Below are 19,683 nucleotides of genomic sequence, written 5' to 3'. Positions count from 1 at the left end.
TTTTAGGATTTTAAGTTTTTTTGATAGTATTTACTGTGCTGATCGTCTGGATCTAAAGACACTTTTTTAGGCTGGGTATTTGCATAAGCGATTGTATAGATAAATGGCAAAACCAGTAGGGAGGTAAAAGTTGAAAATACCAATCCTCCAATTACGGCCTGTCCCAGCGGGGCGACCTGCGATCCGCCATCACCAAGTCCCAGTGCCATTGGGATCATCCCGGCAATCATTGCCAGGGCGGTCATTAAAATAGGTCGAAAACGGGAGGCTACCGCCAATAGGGAAGATTCGGCCGCATTTTCCAGTTTCTCTTTTCTAAAAAGTTCGCTCTGGTTGATAATAAGTACCGCATTGGATACCGAAACCCCTACGGCCATAATCATACCCATATACGATTGCAGGTTGAGTGTACTCCCCAAAAGTGATAAACTTAAAAGACTGCCCGCCACCACAGCAGGTATAATCCCCAAAATAACCAAAGAGGTTTTAAAAGATTGATAGTAAGCGGTCAGCATTAAGAAAATTACCACAATGGCGACCAGCAATCCAGATTGCAAGCCCGATAAAGTCTCGCTAAGCACATTTACCTCTCCGGCCATTCTAACGCTATAGCCTCTTGGCGGGGCGTCCAATTCGCTAAGAATTTTACGAACTTTCCGGGAGGCACTTCCCAAATCGGAGTGATTGGTGTTTGCGGTAACGGTTACAAAACGGTTAGGGCCTTTTCGGTTTACCTGTCCCGGTTCGGTCGCCAAACTCAGATCTGCCACATCATCAAGGACGGGGCTCATTGCCCCCGGCTTTAGCGGAAGGTTTTGAAGATCATTCAATGAATTAACCTGATTTTCCGGTAATTGAACCTGAACCTGAAAAACCAGACCTGAATTTGGATCTACCCATACATTTTTACTTACAAAACGGGAAGAAGACGTCGCCGTGGTAAGTGCCGTACTCACCTCACGCATTGTTAGTCCCAGTTGTGCGACACGTTCACGATCTACGTTTATCGAAATACTGGGATAATCAACGGGTTCATTCAAATGCACATCGGTCAGGTAATTTTCATCTTTTAAGGCATCCGTGATCTTATGGGCATACAAAGTAACCTGATCCAGGTTTTTTCCTAATACTTCAATAGCAATAGGTGTGTTGTAGCCTTGACCCATAATTTTTTCCACAAGTTCCATCGGTTCGAATGTAAATTGAAGTTCAGGAAACTCATTTTTAAGACTGGTACGCAAATCGTCTTTCAGTTCATCCACCGGTACATCAAACGATTCCGGTAGCGAAAACTGTAAAATCGCTTCCTGCGAACCGCTGGTAAATAAGAAAATAGGGTTAATTGGTGTATTTGGCGAATGCATTCCAACGAATCCTGAAGTGATCTCCAGTTTGTCAGGTGCAATTTGTTCTCGAATGTGGTTTTCTACCGCCAATACGTAATCTTCCGTTTGATCTAAAGCAGAACCCACCGGGGCTTTTATCCGCAACTGTAAATCCTTAGAACCGCTGGGTGGCAGAATATCGGTCCCGATGGAAACAAATAAAACCCCTGACAAGGCTATTACAACCAACAAATACCCAAAGAAAATAGGCTTTTTATAGCGTTCCTTCTGCTGAATAAATTTTAGGTATCGCCCCTTAAACCTATCAAACCGGGATTTCTTTGTATCGGAATGTTTTTGGGGATGCTTTTTCATTATCCAATTGGCCACCACAGGAATAAAAGTCTGTGAGGCCAAAAAAGAAGCAATCATTGCCGAGCCTACCGCAATGGATAAAGGCATAAACATATCCCGGGGAATTCCTACCATCATAAATGACGGAATTAAGACAGCAAGAATACATAGCAAAATTAGAAGTTTTGGTATCGAAATCTCCAATAAAGCATCTAAAATCGCTCGTTGTTTGGTTTTTTCCATTTCAAAATGCTGATGAATATTCTCAATGGTGACTGTAGCCTCATCTACCAAAATACCTATGGACAATGCCAGACCACTTAAGGTCATAATATTGATCGTCTGCCCCAGCAGGTATAACATAATTATAGCGGTGAGTACCGCAATCGGGATGGTGAGCACCACAATTAGAGCCCCTCGTTTATCTCCAAGAAACAGCAGTACCATTAGGCCGGTAAGGACTGCTCCCAAAATTCCTTCGTGCAATAAATTGGAAAGGGCATTTTCAATATAGGTAGACTGGTCGAACACGAATTTGATCGATACGTCCTCCGGCAAGGCGTCCGATAACATCGGCATAGCATCCTTTAGGTTATTTATGGCGGCCAGGGTAGAGGCATCTGCTTTTTTAATGATGGGCAGATAAACGGTACGCTTTCCATTAGCGAGGGCATACGCGGTGGTTTTATCGGCCCCGTCGGTAACAGTGGCCACGTCTCGAACAAATACGGTAGGTCCCGAACCGGTTTTGATGGGGGTATTCATAAAGTCTTCTGCGCCCAGTTCCAACGTATTTACCGGTGCCATATAATTGGTGTTCCCTATCTGAACATTCCCGGCAGGGGAAGGGAAATTATTTTTACCCACCGCCTCCAGGATTTTATCTGCAGTAAGCCCATACGCCTGCATTTCTTCAGGCTTTACATTAATCACCATCGTGCGCACATTTCCGCCAAAAGGTGCGGGAGCACTAATTCCTGGAATATTCACAAAGGAAGGTCGAATACGGGTAATGGCCAGGTTTTGAAGTTCGCCGGTAGACCGCTGGTCACTTTCAAAAACCAATTGGCCAACGGGTTGCGCACCGGCATCAAAACGTACCACTTGGGGCGGTACCGCACCGGGCGGTAAAAAAGCCATTGCGCGGGATACTTGCGTGGCCACCTCGGCCTGCGCTTGTGCCATATCAGTCCCAGGATAAAAACTTAACTTCATCAAAGTCAACCCCTGCACACTTTTGAATTCCATATTTTTAATACCACCTACAAACACGAGTACCTTTTGAAACTCATTGGACATAAATCCGTCCATATAGGCAGGTGACAGCCCTCCATAAGGCATTGCGATATAAATTGCCGGCGCTTCTACTTCCGGGAAAATATCTACTTTAATTTTTTGAATGGCCAATACCGAAAAATAGAGCAGCGCAAGGACTGTCACGATGATGGCTATCGGTTTTCGTAAAGCGAATCTGATTATATTCATTCGTTTTCTATTTTTTTAGTTGAATACTGTGGTGAGCACTGAAAAATCGGCTTGTGTATAGGCATAATTGTTCCAATATTGCCAGTAATCATAATACGCCTGTATTCGTGCTTTTTCGGTAAACTGAAGGGTTTGCTGAATTTGCAATAAGGTGGTTAGGTTTATCAAACCACTTTCGTAACGTACCTTAAATAAGCGGTACGATTCGGAAGCTGAACGATAGGCACCTTCCGCTTCCTGAATTTCTTCCTTTGATTTTTCAATATGAAATTGCAGTGAATTTTGCTGTTCATTTAAAGAGCGTTCCACAACTTCCTTTTCTTGGGAAACCCGTTCCTGCTCCTGTTGTACTTTTCGCGTTTTTAATCCTTTGGAATACCATTGGCTTAAATCCCACGTAAGCCCCACGCCCACCAGGTAATTACTGATGGGTAACTCATAACTGTCTTGAAAAGCCTGACTATCATCACCAAATCCAACTCCTCTTGCCAGTCCCCCGGCAAGCAAGGAAACATCGGGTAAAACCTGATGGTTCACCATCTTTTCACGTACTTTGAGCGCTTTATCCTGTTGCTCTTTTGCCGTTATTAATGGGTGGCTAAGGGCTGAATCGTTTATTTCAGCTTTCTTGATCGAAAAGAATGGCTGTGGGACATTTTCATTCATTACCTCAGTGCCGGTATATTCCAAAAGCTGATTTTGAAAACGGTTGGTTTGTCCTTCCCATTTTTTCTGTAGAGCGACGGCTTGCTTCAGGCTTGTCGATGCAATTAAGGAATCGGCAGCAGATGCCAGTCCAGATTGTACCAGACTGGAAGATAATTGGAGTAAATTTTTATTGCGCTGGGCTTCCCGCTTGGCCCAGCCTTGCATCGCTTTGCCGTAAATCAAACCTAAGTACGCTTGAGTGACCTGATGTTTTAGCTTAAGCGCTTCGATATCAAAACTCGTCTGCGCCTGATCTTGGTTTACCTGAGCTAGTTGAACCTGATCCCTGTATTTTCCAAACCGAAGAAAATCCCATTTTAGCGTAGCCGAGGCCATAGCGTTTACCGCAGTATTTCCATTAATACCTTCGCCACTGACGTTAAAAAAACCGGGCAATGGAACAAAGGCACCGGCAGCACCTTCAAAAGTCCCAAATGTATTTTGCGCCTGCAGATTAAGGTCAGGTAGGATTTTTTGTTTAGCGAGTCTATAATCGTAATCGGCAGATTTAATGCTTGAGACTTCTGCTTGTAACCCGGGATAGGCAGCAGCCTTTTGATAAAGTTGTGACAACGGAATATTTTCTGAAGTTTGTGCAGAAGTAACTGAATACGATAGCGCAAAACATCCCATTATCAGCATTCCATATTTCATAATGCTGTGTTTTTAAAATGATAAATAAAAATCAAAGGGAGTTCATACCGAAAAACCCGGTATCAACGAAACAAAGAAATGGATGGAATGTTTATGCGTAGTATTGCAAACGCTGAAACTGAATATAGAATGGCGGACTGCATCCTAAGGGTAAGGTTTTTATAACATATTTTCTTTTCCTAGACTTTGCAAAAAGCAAAAAACTCACCAAAAAAGAAGCATATAAAGAAAGTAAAAGCGCCTGAGAATCCTGAACAAATTTTACAAGAAATACAAAATTTGATGAAATGGCCTCAACAGCATTTTTTATCCCTTTTTTACAAATTGAAAAACTGCTGACCTCAGTTTCTGGAAGTGTTTTTTCTGAATGCTGGTAATAATTTTCTACATCACCGTTGTTTACCCAATTAAGCACACTCTTTTTTAGCGCACACGAATTGGTAACGATCATCCAAAAGGAAAAAAATATGAGGATATATTTATGCATTAGAATAAGGGCAAATTTAAACAAAAAAAATAATTAGCCTTGTTTGATTATATCTTTTCAATCCTGTCCAAAATAAATTTTAAACACGTTTAATTTGAGCAATTTAGTTATTTGACCACTTGTTTTTGCCTTTTCCAAACAACTTATGTATGATTTTACTTTGTTCACAATCGCATTATCTATATCTTCCGTTGGATCGCCCATTTGTGAGTGTGCGCTCTGCGTTGGCGAGGTCAGTTACAGTTTCATAAGAGAAGGTAACTTCTGAAGTTGCGTTACTTATCGCTACTTCGTGAATATCTGATAACTTTAACAATCGTACAGCGATGCCATTTGTGCAACCGGCACACTTCACATTCTGTAATTTTAGTGTTGTTTTCATTTTAATCTATTTTCTATTTGGGTCAAGCGTTCTTCTATTTTCATTAATTTGTGAATGATGATGATGTGTGTTTTTTTGGCATCGATACCAACAGGACTTTCATCACTATGTATTTCTTTTTCTATGGTTTCATATTGCTCTTTTTCCGTCATCACTAAGAATCTAAAATAATTTTGAATTATTCTCTAAAGTCGTAGGCTATATCAACTTAATAAGCCTTAACCCCTTTATCCAGCCATTGTCCCCAATGTTTGTTGTAAGGATGTATTTCTTGGGTAGGTCCTTTATCATTTACCACGATCTTACCTTTATTGAGCCATTCAAAAATGCCTCCATATAGATTATGGATATCGGTAAAGCCTTCTTCTTGTAATTTTTCTGCAATTTTTTCGCTTCGGTATCCTACTGAACAATAGAGAATTATTTTTTTATCTTTTGGAATCTCTTTTACTCTACGCTTATTAAAAGATAAAAAACCTACCCAAATCGCCCCATCTATACGGCTTACCTTGAATTCCTTTTTTGCTCTTGTGTCCAGGAAAATAACATCCTTATTGGGTTGAACTTCGTTTGGCGAAATCTCATTTACAGAGTGCGTTAACAATGTGTCCAGCATTTTTTGATACTCTGGATTGTCCACGGGCTTTTGAGCAGCCGTGGTCAAGGCAAATAGGGTAACCGCAAAAATCGTCAGAAGAGTCTTCATATTTGTTTGATACATCGGGCTATTTTTTATACGGCCAGCCCATATAACCGCCTTTCAAATCATAGATTTTCTTAAAACCTAAAGAGTCTAACTTCCTGGCTGCCTGCTGACTTCGGTTTCCTGAACGACAGTAGAGATAGACAGGTTGTTCTTTATTCAGCTTACCAAATTCTTTATTGAACGTTTCTTGCTGAAAGAAGTCGATATTCAATGCGTTTTTAATTGCTCCTTCGCTAAATTCTTTTGCAGTACGTACATCTATCAACTGAACATTGTTGTTTTTGATGGCTTCATTAAATTCTGAAGCTGTTAAGATTTTTAATGTGTCGTTTTGTTGCGCATTTGCGCCAGAGAGAGTGCTCATAAGTATTATAATTATTGCTATTTTCTTCATTATTTTTCACTACCAATAAAATTTAAAATTAAGGATGAAGAAGTAAGAAGTTAGTAACCTATGTTACAGTAGTCCAAAAAAGAAGCGACGATTACTCGTCGCTTCCCTACTAACCAACCTTAACTTGCAAAACCAACTTGATTGCTTACAAGAATTTTTTCGCTAAATAAAAATCTACTTTTTCACAGCTATCATCTGCGATACGTGCTTCCATTTCTTCAAGATTTTTTGGTGGCGGCACAATTACCTTGTCGCCTTTTTTCCAGTCCAGCGGCATAGCCACGCCGTGTTTATCTGAAGTTTGCAAAGCCTCAAGGGATCTTAAAATCTCGTCCATATTTCTACCCACGTTAAGCGGATAGTACATAATCAAACGGATTTTCTTTTTAGGGTCGATAAAGAAAACCGCGCGTACGGCTGCAGTTTCACTCTCGTTGGGTTGCAGCATTCCGTAAAGCTTTGAAACCTTCATATCGATATCTGCAATAATCGGGAAGTCAAAATAAACCCCTGTTTTTTCCCTTACGTTGGCAACCCACCCTAAGTGAGCGTGTATGCTATCGATGCTTAATCCAAGAAGTTCCGTGTTAAGTGCATCAAATTCTTCTTTACGGGTTGCAAAGCCACTCATCTCGGTGGTACAAACGGGTGTAAAGTCTGCTGGGTGAGAGAACATCACTATCCATTTGTCCTTTGCAAAGTCTGCCATCTGGATGTCGCCCTTAGTTGTCTTTGCTTTAAAATCGGGGGCTTCGTCGCCAATTCTTGGCATTGATGTTACGCCATTTTCAATTGTGTTTTCCATAGTATTTCCCTTTGTTCTGAGGTATAAAATTATGCAGAATACCGTGCAAAGACAGTAACAAGAGTTACATAAACCGCGATTAATTCTTTTTATATTGTTGATTCAATTATGGATGTATGAATTACAAGAACACTTTCAATTTAATCGGCAATGTTGACATCTACGTGATTGACCAAATCCTAAAAGGACGCTATCAAGAAGGTCAATCCATCCTAGATGCGGGATGCGGAAAGGGCAGAAACCTAAAATGGTCTTACCAAAACGATTTTGAGCTGTACGGAATAGATAAGGATGTTGATTTTCTCGCTTTCGCGAAAGCGGAATACCCAGAATACGGCAAAAATTTTAGTGTTGGAAGTTTAGATAAGTTACCGTACGACCAAAACAGTTTTGACCATATTCTATGTTGCGCTGTTTTGCATTTCGCACAAAGCCAAACCCAATTTACCGCTATGTTTTCAGAATTGGTTCGTGTACTGAAACCCAATGGCTCATTGCTCATTAGAATGGCATCAAATATTGGTCTGGACGGTAATGCCCCAGAAATCACATATAAGGAAAATGGGCAAAAGGGGACATATTATCTTACTCGTGAAAGGATTGAAAACTTACTAAAGGAATTTACGGTTGAGCTCATTGAACCCGTAAAAACTACTAATGTACAAGATGAGCGAGCGATGACCACATTAGTATTTAAGAAAAAATCCTAAAAATATAAAGCGACAATCACTTGCCGCTTTATACTCTTTGCTTTACTAAAACCAAGCTTTTATTTTAACGTGGATGGGCACACATAATCGGTGGTTTCCACTCCTGCTTCTTTTATAGCCTTAAAACCACCCTGAACATCAATTAAGTTGTGGATACCCCTGCTTTTTAAAATGGAAGCTGCAATCATACTGCGATAGCCACCTGCACAATGCACGTAAAAAGTTTCATTGTCTGGATATCCGGCTAAGTGGTCGTTAATTTCGGACAGGGATGTATGGTTTGCATTAACAACGTGTTCACTCTGGAACTCCCCTGACTTTCTTACATCAAATACGGGAACATCATTATTACTGTCATCTTCAATCTGTTTAAACTCTGTTGCTGGAATGGAAGTTACCGTGTCATATTCTTTGCTCGCTTTTTTCCAAGCTTCAAAACCACCATCGAGATAACCCATCGTATTATCGAAACCTACACGCGATAAACGTGTGATGACCTCTTCTATGCGGTCTTTATCTGCTATCAATAAAATAGGTTGTTGAACATCTTTTATCAAATCGCCCACCCAAGGCGCAAAACTACCATCGATACCTATGAAAATTGAGCCGGGAATATGCCCTTTGGCAAAATCGTTCTGGTGTCTCGTGTCCAACATTACGGCACCTGTTTCATTGGCGGCCGCTTCAAAGGCATCTGGGGACAGGGCATTTTCGCCTTGAGCGATGACGTCATCAATATCCTTATAGCCTTCTTTGTTCAGTTTTACATTCATCGGGAAATAGGCTGGTGGCGGCAGTAGGCCATCGGTCACTTCTTTGATGAACTCTTCTTTGCTCATATCGGCACGCAGCGCGTAGTTCATTTGCTTTTGGTTGCCCAATGTATCCACGGTTTCCTTCATCATATTCTTGCCACAGGCCGAACCTGCACCGTGTGCGGGATAAACCGTAATATCATCTGCAAGGGGCATTATTTTATTGCGCAGGCTATCGTAGAGCGTTCCGGCCAATTCTTCCTGTGTCATATGTGCTGCCTTTTGCGCAAGGTCTGGACGGCCAACATCGCCTAAAAAGAGCGTATCGCCCGTAAACAACGCGTGGTCTTTTCCGTTCTTGTCACGCAACAGATAGGTAGTGCTCTCCATTGTATGTCCTGGTGTATGCAGTACTACAAAAGTCAATTCGCCCAATTTGAATTCCTGCCCATCTTTTGCTGTTATCGATTCAAAATTTGGATTGGCATTGGGCCCATAAATAATGGGTGCACCCGTTTTTTCTGAAAGGGTTACGTGACCCGAAACAAAATCGGCGTGAAAGTGGGTCTCAAAAATGTATTTGATTTTTGAGCCTGCCGCTTCCGATTTGTCAATATAGGGTTGCACTTCACGCAACGGGTCTATGATGGCTACTTCGCCTTTGCTTTCAATATAGTAGGCTCCCTGCGCCAAACATCCAGTATAAATTTGTTCGATTTTCATACTATTTGATTTTAATGTTTTTTGAAATTACGCTTTCCTGCCTGCTGGCAGGCACGACGCGAAAGCTGAATTACTTTTTTTATATGATAAAATTATGCGGCACAATACTGTTTTTCAGTAACCAATGTTACGCTTCTTTGGTTTTCTTAAACGGATATTTCATCTGTTCCAAAAAAGTTCTTGGAAAATTAGTGTCGTCTTCAAAGCCTAATTCGATATCCCTACCACTTTTGGGAACGTAGGCGGTTCTAAAAAGGTAATCCCAAATACTCAAGGTAAGACCAAAATTCATCCCATATGGATGTTTTTCTGGCAATTCTTTGGAATGATGCCAAATATGCATACGAGGATTGTTGAATACGTAGCCTAACTTTCCATAGCTCCAGTCAAGGTTTGCGTGATTGAGATGGCCTACAAAGACGGCAAACATATGCACGACAAAAAATTGCTCGATACCGAAACCTATCAATGCAAATGGGACATATTGAATGGATTTATAGACGATGGTTTCCATAAAATGAAAACGGAACTGTGCGGCAAATCCCATTTCCTTTACGCTGTGATGAACCTTATGGAATTGCCATAGCCACGGTACACGATGTAGCAATCTGTGAACGTTCCATTGGATGAAATCTGCAACGATGAACATTATAAAAAGTTGCGACCATACGGGAAGTGTCTGCACCTCTAATGCCACAATATTTGTAATACCAAATAGGCCCAAGAAGTCATTAAATAATGCTACGCCAACATTAGATAGTGCATTGTAACCAATTAAAGAAAACAAGAAGAAATTGAAAAGAATGTAAAAAGCATCAAGCCAGAACCCTTTTCTAATTATAGACTGTTTCTTTCGCCAAGGCACAATAATTTCCAATAGAAACACGAGTAAGGATAATGCTAACAACCAATAAAAATAATTGGTCCAAGATGGGTCGGATATTTCCTTGCCAAGATAATTCCAGTAACCTGAAAATGAATTTAAGATGATGTCAATATACTTTTCCAAAATCTGTTATGTACTTAATTCCTTATAAATAATATAGACTCCCATTATGAGCACAAACCATCCGAATGCCTTTTTCAATTTTTTACCATCAATAAATTTATTAAGCCAAATCCCAATAAAAATACCCACTATTGAAATTCCTGTAAAGATCAATAGGAATGGCCAATCAATATCTAAATTTTGTACATCTCCCAAAAACCCTATTAACGAATTAATAGCAATTATAAAAAGAGAGGTTGCAACTGCTTTTTTCATTGGTAATTTGGCTAAGAGTACCAAAGCAGGGATAATCAAGAAACCACCTCCTGCGCCTACCATTCCGGTTACAACTCCTATGAAAAGACCTTGTACACTCAATAAAAGATAATTAGATTTTTTTTCAATTACTTCGGAATTAAACTGCCGATTTCCATTGCGAATCATAGTAATAGATGCCAAAAGCATTACAATGGCAAAAAAGAGCATAATGGCCAAATTTTTTGTGACCATAAAATTTTTAACATCAAAAAGTTGTTCTGGAATTACTGGGATTAAATAAGCTCTTGTTAAATATACAGCTGTAAAAGCGGGAACGGCAAAAATAAGGGCTGTTTTAAAATCTACTTTACCCTTTTTCATATTTTTAATTGCTCCTACCAATGAAGTTGTACCCACCACAAACAACGAGTATGCTGTAGCTATTATTGGGTTGAGAGAAAGTGCATATACTAAAATGGGAACGGTAAGAATTGAGCCACCACCGCCAATTAATCCTAAAACGAGCCCAATGAAAAGCGAACCTATGTATCCTAAAATTTCTACAATTTCCATTTGTCAAATCAATTATGGGACAAATGTACTTGTAGGTATATTAAATTTTTGTAACTGATGTTACAAGACTTCAATAAAACTTCTATGTAATATAATTTTTTTATCGTTTTCCATTCTTTTAAGCAGTCTGGAAACCACGACACGACTTGTATGCAAATCTTGAGCTATCTCTTTATGGGTCGTGTAAATATGCTTACTATTTAAAATTTCAATTTTATTCTGAAGATACTTTTCCAATCGTTCGTCCATATTGTTGAACGCAATATTATCAATGCTTTCAAGCATTTCCATCATACGCACGTGATAACTTTCAAAAACAAAATTGCGCCAAGTTTTATATTTTCTCGACCATTCTTCCATTTTACCAATAGGTACCATAAGTAGCTTTGCAGGTGTTTCAGAAACAGCGTGTATTTCGCTCTTTGTATTTCCCATACAGCAAGTCATCGTCATTGCACAGGTGTCGCCTTTTTCAAGATGGTATAGTAATAACTCTTCTCCATCGGCATCGGGACGCATTATTTTTATGCTTCCAGAAAGTAATAAAGGCATCGATTTAATATACTGACCAGGTTTTAATAAATCTTGCCCTTCGGGTACTTCCATAAAGGTTGCGACCTGGTTTATTTCGTCTATAAGTGCTGGTTCAAATACAGAGCCATAGTGTTTTTTTAGTTCTTGAATCATCCTTTTACTTTTTTAGCAACCTCTGGGTCGTATTTGAAAAAGAAGTGCGCCCAAATAGATTTTGAAACGGCACCTATGTAGGGCATTAATAAAAACAGACCCAAAACGATATAACCAAAAATGGCCAATGGATGTCTTGCTAATCCTGTAAAATAGGTCAGGACGAAAACAGCAACACCTACTGCAATTCCCACCCCATAAGACACATACATTGAACCAGTGTAAAAAGCAGGTTCAATACTATATTTTAGTCCACATTTCGGGCAAGACTCTTTGACCTTGTTCATTTTGGAAAGCTTGTAAGGGTGCGCTTCAAGAAACTCCCCTTGCCTACATTGCGGGCACTTTAAAAACAAGAGACTGTAAAGATAAGGTCTTTTCAATTTTTTTCTTTTAATAACAAAAATATTAAGAATTGATTCCAATCTTGGTAACTGATGTTACATAAAGAAACTTTAAAAAGAAGTAGGTTCGTAATAAAAGAACTTTAAAACAGTATATGGTTTGAAAATAGGGCAACAGTTGCGTAAATGCAAGAATTCATTTTAGTTAAATTTAATAGTTCAGTTAGAATCTATTGATATGATACAAATATTCACTACCGGTGGCACGATCGAAGGGTTGGACTATGTAGATGGAAAAGGCATTACCCAATCAAGCGTTACTATTGAAACCTTTCTTGAAAAGGCGAATGTTGATTTTGAATACGCTGTTGAAAGTGTGTTTAAAAAGGATAGTAGGGCTATTGATGAGAAAGACATACAACTGTTAGTACAAAGGATTAGAAATGCTAATTCAACAAAGATTTTAATAACCCACGGTACTTTTACAATGGAAGATACCGCAAAATATATCGGCAAACTCAACCTGAAAAAAACCATAGTACTGGTTGGATCTTTTATTTTGGGGTCATCTGCAGACACTGATGCACCATTTAATTTAGGCTATGCAATAAGCTCATTACAGCTTCTAAAACCGGATGTTTATATTGCTATGAACGGACAGGTTTTACTTTGGAATAATGTTTCAAAAAATTTAGAAACCAACAAATTTGAGCGCAATGAGTAGGAATATAGATGTTTGGAACTTCAATACACTGGACAACGTTTTTTTATCTTTTAATAGATACGGTAATTTTATTGCTTGCCTTTTATTTTTCAAGAAAGAAAACTCGCAGTAGCTTAAGACGATTTCTGTATCTTGGCTATTTGTTTATAGCCTATAATGCTACTGGTGGATTTCTGCCAGCAGATAATTTTCCTGGACCTTTAATACTTCAATACATCATTACTTATGGTGTGGCCATTGCATTATGCGTTTATATTATTTACTACCTATATAAAGAGTATGATATTGTTGTATTGAAGTTTAACTCCTCAATTAGAAATCTTGCGATAATGGCGAGCGTTAGCTTTGTAGTTTTATTCTTGATACCGTATTTTCTAACAAATTCCTTGGAGGCAGCTCGCTTTCTTTTTACGATTCCGATATCCATAATGGCATTCATATTTCTCATTATTTTTTACCGTCGCATTTCAAACCCAAGAAATCCGAATGCCTTTATTTTAAGACGGAACAAACTTTCTATGGTAAGTGTAGCGAGTATAGCCTTGTTACCAATATGCACCGTAATAGGTGATTATCAATGGATAACCTTTACTGTAATGAACTTAGCCTTCTTTGCCATCACAGCTATTGAAGTAGACAGGTATTTATACTTTTTAGAAAATAATACACGGATGTATGAAGTATTTGCTTTAAAGAAAAAACAGCGTGAAGAGTCCATAAAGCAAAAGATCATCTATGAGGATTTGACGCGACGGGAAATTGAAGTAGCTTTATCGATCTTGAGTAATTTAAGCTATAAGAAAATTGCCCACGAACTATTCATTGCCGAAAGCACCGTATCAAAACACGCATCAAACATCTTTAAGAAAACCGGTGTAAAGAACCGGCGTGAGTTTTTAAAGCGGTTTCGCCAAAAAAAAATGAATAAATTGCCTTAACAATCACCTAAGTGTTTTCAATGTTTAACAAAGTTTCCGTAGAGAAATACGGTTTATTCCGTAATTAAATACGGCAAGATTCCCTTGTACGTTTACCTAGACCGACTATTTTAATTTGGGTTCTATAAATACCCCAATGAGCCACAAATTAAATTACCCGTGGTATTCATTTATACCGTTTTACAGGACTATGATCTCATCTAACTAATCGTATTAACTAAATCCGATTTCTATGGTTTCATATCAAAATACACCTGCTTATGAACTCACAATTATTATCAAAAAAGCTATTAGAGGATCTGGATGAAATAAGGGTTCAAAATGAAAACATTTTAGAATGTGCTTGGCGCTCTATAAAAGCCTGCCGTAATTTATTAACTGTTTATAAAAATGAAATCCTCAGTAAAGAATTTAAAACCATCAAAGAAGAAATCCAGTTCTTTAAAGAGACCAAACAGGTGCCATTAATAAGACTTATCTACTTTTCTGAAATCTATTCGTTTGAAGTCCAATTCCCTAAGGGGAATAAAGATTGTCAATTAAAATTCCTTAAAAAGAAAATCAACAAACTAAATCGCTTCTTTCTCTATAACATTGATTTTGGTCGATATGTCAATTCTGGTGCTACACATTTTGACAAGGAATATTACACACGGGATTATTTGGAAACCTTTCATATCACAACATCCAAATTCTACTTCCAAGATCCTGATTTTTGCACTCCAAGAGATATGCTTTTGGGAAAATACAAGGCATACGATTGTTTAGTGACCTATTTTGATGAAAAGAAAGATAGGGTTCATAATGGACTAAATGGAAAACACGAGAGGATCAAACCAATGGAAAAAATTGATTGGCCGTTTTCTAACACAGATTATGTGGAACTGCTGTACGCACTATGTTCAAAAGGATTGGGAAAACGAAATAATCAAGGAATTATGCAAGTTTCTAAGAAGTTGGAACAAATTTTTAATATTGAACCGAAAGACATCTACAAAACCTTTCAGGACATCAAAAACAGAAAAAAAAGCAGAACGCTATTTCTTGATGACCTAAGCACTTCTCTACTTTCTGAAATGAATAGAAGTGAGGAATAAATCTTAAATTCCTTTATCAATATTATGTTTTAAACTGTTTAAAAAATACCGTAGTACGGTCGAACTAAGGTTTTTCGATTTTTTAATGAATTGTCCTCTTTTCGCTTTCTCAAAAGCATACTTAGACCTATCAAAATCGAGTAAAATAAAACAAATTTAAAGAAGTTAAATTTTGACCGTAGTACGGTCGTACTGTGGAATAAAATTCAATAAACCTATTCAAATTTGTAGAACGAAAGTTAAATCAGGTCAGGGACTATCAATTAAAAACACAAGACCAGATAGTGTCTTTCCACAAAACCGTTCTATTATGCCGACAAGTATTATTACTACAGACGACCTTCGAGAATTCAAAATGGAACTGCTCGATGACATCAAAAAACTACTTACCAATCAGTCCAAAGGAAAACTAAAAAAGTACCTCAAATCTTCTGAAGTTATGGATTTACTTCAAGTAAGTCCAGGCACTTTACAGAATCTTCGTATCAATGGCACATTACCTTACACCAAAGTAGGTGGAATTATCTATTACGATACAGAAGAAATTCAAAAAGTAATGGAAGCCAACCGTGTGCAGCACGGTTTAAATTCTTAACCGATGAACTATATAAAGCTACTTAACGCGGCTTTTGAAAAGTTCTATTTTGATGACCGTCTAAATCCTACCCATATCAGTTTGTATATGGCGCTGTTCCAGGAATGGAACAGTTGCCGTTTTATGGACGAATTTTATGTTAACCGTAGGGAGCTGATGCGCGTGGCCAAAATCGGGTCAAAATCAACTTACCACAGGTGCATCACCGAGCTTCATTCCTGGGAATACTTATCCTACTTTCCATCCAATAATCCGTACAAGGGCAGTAAAATCAAGATGTCCATTATCGGTACAAGTGATGAACCTGTCTCGGGACAGTACAATCCCATATTGGAACAGCTTGCGGAACAGTACTATCCCAGAGGTGTAACACTTGAGGGACACCTCCATCCCAAAAATGGACAGGCTACGTACCAACACCGTCCCATAGGTGGACAAGCATTGGTATCTAATACAAACAATATCAAACAAGAAAACCTAATAAAACAGCCAAAGGACTGTCTGGCTGTCGTTGATTTTTTTGAAGAAAAGAATTTTGATAAAGCTGAAGCTGAAAAGTTTTACCAGCATTATGCTGAACGAGATTGGCAAACAGGCGATGGCGAACCGATTCGAGATTGGCGAGCTGTAGCCATCAACTGGATGGACAGAACCGAATTATTTGAATTAGAAAACAAGCCAAAGAAAAAACTACCGTCCCAAATCAAGGACAACTTACGAACCACTAAAACTAAAGACTATGGACAACCCCTCTAAAATTACGGAAGGCGGCGTGGAATATTCGCTCGGCAAATTTGATGGAAAAAGTGTTCTTTACGACTTTCCAAAAATTCTGATTTACGTGAATGCCAAAGGCAAACTATTGTTCGGCAAAAAATTCAGGATTTACGATGAGGATAAGGATATTCTGCTTAAGCTTTGTTCATATTTCATAAGAGACAAAGAGAACTGCAAGAACTACGGAATTGACATTGACAAAGGGATTCTACTTTCCGGACCAGTAGGCTGTGGCAAGACCAGTTTGATGAAATTGCTACGACATATCGTTCCATTACAACGACCCTATGAAATGATTCCTTGTCGTAACGTGACATTCAGCTTTAACCATCTCGGTTTTAAAACGGTCGAAGAGTATGGTAATACAAAATTCTATTGTTTTGATGACTTGGGTGTCGAACCTGCCGGTCGTTTTTATGGTAAGGATTTAAATGTGATGGGTGAAGTACTGTTATCCCGATACGAACTCTATTTAAGCACCAAAAGAAAAATAAAGACTCACGCCACGACCAACCTCAATGCCGAGGAATTGGAAGAACGTTACGGCAACCGCGTTCGTAGCCGAATGCGGGAACTCTTTAATTTAATTGCTTTTGATAAAGGGGCTGGGGATAAGAGGAAATAATGTAAAAAATTTTGATTTTAAAACAATTTTTAGATATTACGACTTGATCTTCAATAATCTGAACCATTGTTTATGAAAAAAATAATACCTATCAAAATAATAGAAATTAATAAAAATCGCTTCGATATTTTTATGCTTTTTACAAGGCATCCGTTTATAAATTTTCTTGCCAAAGAACTACACTATTATACTAATGACACTAACACTATTTTAGGGGTTGTTATTCTTGACTATACAGACAAAGACTATAATTACATACTAATGGCAAGGGATGAAAATAGGCAGTTTCGCGCATTTGAAATCAAAACAGATTACACTACAGAAGAAAAATGCATAACCGCTCTAACTAATTCAATGAAGTGGCATAGTTCTCAAAATTTGACTATTGTTGAACAAGGTGGCCCTCCAAAAGGCCTTAAGCTATTCGAGGTAAATCAATCACCAGAAAAACTTCATCCTTATTTCAAGAACCTCAAAAACAGTAAAGGTTCAAAAGCTTCAAAACAAGCTATTATAGAAATATCTAATCATTTAGATGATATAGATGGTAATTTTGTAGAACAATTTCAATCCATAAATGGATTTGATGCACGTCTTTGGGAGCTATATCTTTTTGCTTCCTTCATAGAATTAGAATTTGAAATGCTTAGAGAATTTAATAGACCTGACTTTTTGATTAAAAAAGATGACTTAACTATTGCTGTAGAAGCAGTTATTTTAGGTCGTAAAAATGATCCTCCTAAACTAGTCCATATACAACCTCGTTCAACTACTCTACAGGACATTGAAGAAAAGCTAAAAAATGAAACTCCTCTGCGTTATGGTAGTGCTCTTTACTCTAAATTGAGAAAGGAATATTGGAAACTTGACCACGTAAAGAACAGGCCTCTTGTTTTTGCAATCGCAGATTTTCATAGCGACGCCTCTATGATATGGTCTTTTGTTGCTCTTACAGAGTATCTATATGGTCATAAGCAAATTTCTGAGAAAGATGAGAAGGGTAAAGAAATCATCAAGACTGTAAAAGCAAATAGTTACACCAAGCCTTCAGGAAAAATAATCCCAACAGGTTTTTTTGACCAACCTGATACTGAATATGTAAGTGCGATACTATTTTCAGCTACAGGTACCTTAGCCAAATTCACACGTATGGGAATTCAAGCTGGCTTTGCAGAAGAGGGACAGATAGTTATTCGAATAGGAGATTGTGTAAATCCAGACCCACAAAGTTTTGACCCAATTTCATTTAAATATAAGGTCTCAGAGGACACAAAAGAGACTTGGCGAGAAGGTTTAAACTTATTTCATAATCCGAAAGCAAAACACCCTATTGATATGGAATACTTTCCAAATATAGGACATCACAAATTCATAGATGGAGAATTAATAAGTTATACGCCAGATTTCCATCCTTATGCTTCAATGAATTACAACACAATTACCACATAATAAATTCATAATGGATTTTCCCATAAACAAAATAAGAGATGGTCAGAAATCACTCGCTCCACATATCAACTTTGATGGAAAATATCATTTTTTCTATGATGAATCCAATAACCCGAGAAAACTATACACCAAAGAAACAGATTTCAACTCCTCAATAACTGGTAGTTTTGTTTTGGGTGGAATAGTTGATGCTGGGAATGTATTCAACTTCAAAGAGCTTAAGGATTCTTTACAATTGCAAAAAAATGTAAAGGAAATCAAGTTCAAACATTTAGCTAGTGGCGATTTTATAAGTTGCTTAAACTCTCAAAAAATAAATACCTATCTACAATTTATTGATAATGAAGATATATTAGTTCATCTTTCTAGTATTAATCTTTTGTATTATTCTATAGTTGATATTGTGGATTCTGCACTTATGAATCGTAAAGAATTGTTAGACCGTGGACCTCATTTTATTGCAGAGCTAAAAGATGTTATGCACCAAGTTCTTAGAGAACACTTAGATGAAACTAGAGCTCTATTTTTTGATTTTAAATACCCAAACATAAGTGAGGAAGATATTCCTGAATTTATAATAAAAATTATAGCTATAACCAGCTATGACAATGAAAATGTAAAAAATCAGAAAAGTCTAAAAATTCTCAAAGAAATACTTGACTTTTCAGGTATGGAGCGAAAAATGCCTTTTCTAGGCGGAGAAAAAGATAATATGTTAATAGAAGAGTTTTACCAGTTTTACATCAAACAAATTTATATGTTCAAAAACTCTACACATACGTTTGACAATGAAGATGCCATCCAAAAAATTATAGGTCGATTTAATCTTATTGATGGAAAAAGGACTTTGAACAACTATGTATTCAAAGATTCAAAATCAGAAATTATGATTCAATTTTCCGATATCATAGTAGGCTTAACCTCTAAATATCATAGTTTCATAAATAATCATCCTGAAAAACTAATAATCTCAGAGTTTGAAAAATTAAATGATTTACAAAAAAGCAATCTTCAGCTTTACGTGAAGATTATTTCTAAATCTGATAACCACAATCCAGGCTTTTTTCATCAAATAACTGGTACAACTGAACAAAGCAGAATGCACACCCTTAATACTCTCATTGAGCAAGAATAGATTCT

General features: G+C 37.8%; 22 protein-coding genes. 9 read left to right on the top strand and 13 right to left on the bottom strand.

Features of this window, described 5'->3' with window-relative positions; genetic code table 11:
• Positions 1–2: 2 nt before the first annotated feature.
• From MED217_RS05640 to MED217_RS05615, 8 genes are all read right to left on the bottom strand, one after another.
• Positions 3–3,164: an efflux RND transporter permease subunit gene (locus MED217_RS05640; RefSeq protein ID WP_009779523.1), complete on the bottom strand. Its 3,162-nt coding sequence runs from the start codon at positions 3,162–3,164 to the stop codon at positions 3–5.
• A 15-nt stretch (positions 3,165–3,179) separates the two neighbouring features.
• A complete protein-coding gene (locus tag MED217_RS05635; protein ID WP_009779522.1) occupies positions 3,180–4,526 on the bottom strand; it encodes a TolC family protein in 1,347 nt (448 codons plus the stop codon).
• A 91-nt stretch (positions 4,527–4,617) separates the two neighbouring features.
• Complete coding sequence (locus tag MED217_RS05630) at positions 4,618–5,013, bottom strand: hypothetical protein (RefSeq protein WP_009779521.1); 396 nt, start codon at positions 5,011–5,013, stop codon at positions 4,618–4,620.
• Between the two features lie 175 nt (positions 5,014–5,188).
• Positions 5,189–5,395 carry a cation transporter gene (locus MED217_RS18715; protein WP_009779519.1) on the bottom strand — a complete coding sequence of 69 codons (207 nt, stop codon included), beginning with the start codon at positions 5,393–5,395 and terminating at the stop codon, positions 5,189–5,191.
• Complete coding sequence (locus MED217_RS19095; RefSeq protein WP_009779518.1) at positions 5,392–5,547, bottom strand: hypothetical protein; 156 nt, start codon at positions 5,545–5,547, stop codon at positions 5,392–5,394. The genes MED217_RS18715 and MED217_RS19095 overlap by 4 nt, the downstream gene beginning before the upstream one ends.
• Before the next feature lie 56 nt (positions 5,548–5,603).
• Positions 5,604–6,101, bottom strand: a complete 498-nt coding sequence (locus MED217_RS05625; protein WP_230199239.1) for a rhodanese-like domain-containing protein — start codon at positions 6,099–6,101, stop codon at positions 5,604–5,606.
• A gap of 19 nt (positions 6,102–6,120) precedes the next feature.
• Positions 6,121–6,465: a rhodanese-like domain-containing protein gene (locus MED217_RS05620; RefSeq protein WP_009779516.1), complete on the bottom strand. Its 345-nt coding sequence runs from the start codon at positions 6,463–6,465 to the stop codon at positions 6,121–6,123.
• A gap of 175 nt (positions 6,466–6,640) precedes the next feature.
• Complete coding sequence (locus tag MED217_RS05615) at positions 6,641–7,300, bottom strand: peroxiredoxin (protein ID WP_009779515.1); 660 nt, start codon at positions 7,298–7,300, stop codon at positions 6,641–6,643.
• A 116-nt stretch (positions 7,301–7,416) separates the two neighbouring features.
• Between MED217_RS05615 and MED217_RS05610 the strand changes: the two genes are divergently transcribed.
• Complete coding sequence (locus tag MED217_RS05610; RefSeq protein ID WP_009779514.1) at positions 7,417–8,010, top strand: class I SAM-dependent methyltransferase; 594 nt, start codon at positions 7,417–7,419, stop codon at positions 8,008–8,010.
• 59 nt (positions 8,011–8,069) lie between these two features.
• Here MED217_RS05610 and MED217_RS05605 read toward each other — a convergent pair whose 3' ends face one another.
• The 5 genes from MED217_RS05605 to MED217_RS05585 form a co-directional block, all read right to left on the bottom strand.
• A complete protein-coding gene (locus MED217_RS05605; protein ID WP_009779513.1) occupies positions 8,070–9,488 on the bottom strand; it encodes an MBL fold metallo-hydrolase in 1,419 nt (472 codons plus the stop codon).
• Between the two features lie 127 nt (positions 9,489–9,615).
• Positions 9,616–10,497 (bottom strand): sterol desaturase family protein, encoded by an 882-nt coding sequence (locus tag MED217_RS05600; protein ID WP_009779512.1) that lies wholly within the window; start codon positions 10,495–10,497, stop codon positions 9,616–9,618.
• 6 nt (positions 10,498–10,503) lie between these two features.
• Complete coding sequence (locus MED217_RS05595; RefSeq protein WP_009779511.1) at positions 10,504–11,307, bottom strand: sulfite exporter TauE/SafE family protein; 804 nt, start codon at positions 11,305–11,307, stop codon at positions 10,504–10,506.
• Between the two features lie 60 nt (positions 11,308–11,367).
• Complete coding sequence (locus tag MED217_RS05590) at positions 11,368–11,994, bottom strand: Crp/Fnr family transcriptional regulator (protein WP_009779510.1); 627 nt, start codon at positions 11,992–11,994, stop codon at positions 11,368–11,370.
• On the bottom strand, positions 11,991–12,377 hold the full coding sequence (locus MED217_RS05585) for a DUF983 domain-containing protein (protein WP_040533278.1): 387 nt from the start codon (positions 12,375–12,377) through the stop codon (positions 11,991–11,993). The genes MED217_RS05590 and MED217_RS05585 overlap by 4 nt, the downstream gene beginning before the upstream one ends.
• A 199-nt stretch (positions 12,378–12,576) precedes the next feature.
• Between MED217_RS05585 and MED217_RS05580 the strand changes: the two genes are divergently transcribed.
• The 8 genes from MED217_RS05580 (at position 12,577) to MED217_RS05545 (ending at position 19,678) form a co-directional block, all read left to right on the top strand.
• Complete coding sequence (locus MED217_RS05580; protein ID WP_009779508.1) at positions 12,577–13,062, top strand: asparaginase domain-containing protein; 486 nt, start codon at positions 12,577–12,579, stop codon at positions 13,060–13,062.
• Between the two features lie 428 nt (positions 13,063–13,490).
• Positions 13,491–14,000, top strand: coding sequence for a LuxR C-terminal-related transcriptional regulator (locus MED217_RS19195; protein ID WP_230199238.1), 510 nt, complete (start codon positions 13,491–13,493; stop codon positions 13,998–14,000).
• Positions 14,001–14,260: 260 nt separating this feature from the next.
• Positions 14,261–15,097, top strand: coding sequence for an RteC domain-containing protein (locus MED217_RS05570; RefSeq protein ID WP_009779506.1), 837 nt, complete (start codon positions 14,261–14,263; stop codon positions 15,095–15,097).
• Between the two features lie 310 nt (positions 15,098–15,407).
• Positions 15,408–15,692 (top strand): helix-turn-helix domain-containing protein, encoded by a 285-nt coding sequence (locus MED217_RS05565; protein WP_009779505.1) that lies wholly within the window; start codon positions 15,408–15,410, stop codon positions 15,690–15,692.
• A gap of 3 nt (positions 15,693–15,695) precedes the next feature.
• Positions 15,696–16,448 (top strand): hypothetical protein, encoded by a 753-nt coding sequence (locus MED217_RS05560; protein ID WP_009779504.1) that lies wholly within the window; start codon positions 15,696–15,698, stop codon positions 16,446–16,448.
• Positions 16,432–17,094 (top strand): ATPase, encoded by a 663-nt coding sequence (locus MED217_RS05555; protein WP_009779503.1) that lies wholly within the window; start codon positions 16,432–16,434, stop codon positions 17,092–17,094. Before MED217_RS05560 ends, MED217_RS05555 begins: the two co-directional genes overlap by 17 nt.
• 72 nt (positions 17,095–17,166) lie before the next feature.
• Positions 17,167–18,543, top strand: a complete 1,377-nt coding sequence (locus MED217_RS05550; protein WP_013071246.1) for a hypothetical protein — start codon at positions 17,167–17,169, stop codon at positions 18,541–18,543.
• A gap of 10 nt (positions 18,544–18,553) precedes the next feature.
• Complete coding sequence (locus tag MED217_RS05545) at positions 18,554–19,678, top strand: DUF3800 domain-containing protein (RefSeq protein WP_009779501.1); 1,125 nt, start codon at positions 18,554–18,556, stop codon at positions 19,676–19,678.
• The last annotated feature ends 5 nt before the right edge of the window (positions 19,679–19,683 follow it).

This window comes from Leeuwenhoekiella blandensis MED217, assembly GCF_000152985.1.
Classification (GTDB): Bacteria; Bacteroidota; Bacteroidia; order Flavobacteriales; family Flavobacteriaceae; genus Leeuwenhoekiella; species Leeuwenhoekiella blandensis.
This window is presented reverse-complemented; position numbering and strand designations above follow the sequence as displayed.